The sequence below is a fragment of the Mesorhizobium sp. M4A.F.Ca.ET.090.04.2.1 genome (assembly GCF_003999085.1).
Classification (GTDB): Bacteria; Pseudomonadota; Alphaproteobacteria; order Rhizobiales; family Rhizobiaceae; genus Mesorhizobium.
Genome location: NZ_RZOT01000826.1, coordinates 1 through 1,541 on the forward strand (window position 1 = coordinate 1; position 1,541 = coordinate 1,541).

The 1,541-nt window shown below is 60.2% G+C and carries 3 protein-coding genes; all 3 read right to left on the reverse strand.

What is annotated here, in order from left to right:
* Positions 1 to 57: 57 nt before the first annotated feature.
* The 3 genes from EN781_RS32295 to EN781_RS32305 all read right to left on the reverse strand — a co-directional run bounded on the left by EN781_RS32295 (position 58) and on the right by EN781_RS32305 (position 1,263).
* Positions 58 to 414, reverse strand: coding sequence for a hypothetical protein (locus EN781_RS32295; protein ID WP_126054410.1), 357 nt, complete (start codon positions 412 to 414; stop codon positions 58 to 60).
* A gap of 184 nt (positions 415 to 598) precedes the next feature.
* The gene (locus EN781_RS32300; protein WP_126054409.1) at positions 599 to 916 is read right to left on the reverse strand and encodes a BA14K family protein; all 318 of its coding nucleotides are present in this window, start codon (positions 914 to 916) and stop codon (positions 599 to 601) included.
* 179 nt (positions 917 to 1,095) lie between these two features.
* Entirely contained in the window at positions 1,096 to 1,263 is a 168-nt protein-coding gene (locus EN781_RS32305) for a hypothetical protein (RefSeq protein WP_126054408.1), read from the reverse strand.
* Positions 1,264 to 1,541 lie beyond the last annotated feature (278 nt).

The window sequence follows — 1,541 nt, forward strand, 5'->3', positions numbered from 1 at the left end:
GGCGTCGACCGCATGGTGAGCCTGGTCGGCGCCGAATGGTGCGACATCTGCCAGTAGCTAGCCGTTCGGCAGCGCGCTCTTGCCCGCAATCTCGAAGAAGTCGAGCAGGATCGCCAGCCCGACGCCGCTTGCGGTGAAGATGAGGCCCGCGATGAAGATGCGGTTCGCCCGCTCGTAGATGGGCTTTTGCAGCGAACTTACGTCGAGCAGCAAGGACAGCGCCCGCATCTGCATCGCGATGCCGATCAGGATCGGCACGACGGCGAGTAGATGGTACGTTTGCCAAGGGATCGGATTGGCGGCCCAATGGGTGATGAAGCCCAGCGAAAACGCCAGCAGGATGCCGACGGTGGTGACCGTGCCGTTGCGAAAGACGGGCTCGATCAAGTCTTGCTTCGGGTCCTGTTCGTCCAAGCGTCCCTCCTCGGTTTGGCCGTTGGGGAGAGATTAGACGCTCGGAAAATCGCTGTACACCGCCGACGGCGGAGCCGTTTCCGCTTGAAAGTCTGTCAACGCAGCAGGGCCAGCCCCCTGACGGCAGAAGAAGGGGCCACCGAGAAGCCCCTTCTTCCGGTTGCCTGAGGCGGTTCACCTCCTCTCAGAGCTGGCAGTAATGACGATAGCCGTCGTAGCCGGCATAGGTGTCGGAGTATGGGTCGTAGCTGGCGTAGCGGGCGAGGCAGCGGCGGACGTGCGAGGAACCGCCGCCATATTCGTCGACATAGACAGGCTGCGGCTGCTGCTGCTGAGCGAGCAGGCTGCCGAGTACGAACCCGCCGACGCCGGCGGCAATGCCGATGCCGATCTCGCGGTGGTGGTGATGGCCATGGGCGGCCGAGGGCTGAACGGTGCCGGCCAGCGTGGCGGCGGCGACGGAGGTGGCGATGAGGCCGGAAACAATGGTGCGCTTGAACATGATGATCTCCTGTTGCGTGGGAGAGGCGATCCATCCGCCTCTTGATCATCAGTCGTCGCGCCCGCGAAAAAGGTTCGAAACTTTTTTGAGTAAGTGGGAAATAGTCAGTAGGAAGTAGTGTCGCCTACGCGGCCACCTGCCATTCCCTACTCACTATTCCCTACTGCCTACTCACTGGTTCATCCCATGCCGGTGATATGGCGCAGCCAGAAGGCGAGCGCGATGAAGCCGATGATGGTGGTGACGCCGGTCCAGTCGATGCTGGCTTTCTTCAAATCGCTGACGAGCTTGACCACGAGAAGCCAGGCCACCACGACAAGCGGGAAGATGATGACGAGCCGGATCATGCGAAAACCCTCAACCAGGTAATTGCATCTCGCCCTGATATAGGAAGCCGCCCTGCCGTTTTCAGGATGGCGCGGGGCCGCCCTCGCCGGGTCAATCAGCTGTCGCGAACGGAGTTTTGTCTTTACTGGCGCATGGAATATGCTACCGGAGCGCCATGCCCTTGTAGCTCAGCTGGTAGAGCAGCGGTTTTGTAATTCGCTGGATCAATCAGCTAAGGTTGTGAAAAACATCGATGTTTTTGAAAACCGAGGTTCAGGGGTATACGTACGGGTAAATG

Bases quoted from the DNA above. Each gene is read 5' to 3' on its own strand.
- EN781_RS32305 (WP_126054408.1), bottom strand. From the start codon at position 1,263: ATGATCCGGCTCGTCATCATCTTCCCGCTTGTCGTGGTGGCCTGGCTT.
- EN781_RS32300 (WP_126054409.1), bottom strand. From the start codon at position 916: ATGTTCAAGCGCACCATTGTTTCCGGCCTCATCGCCACCTCCGTCGCC.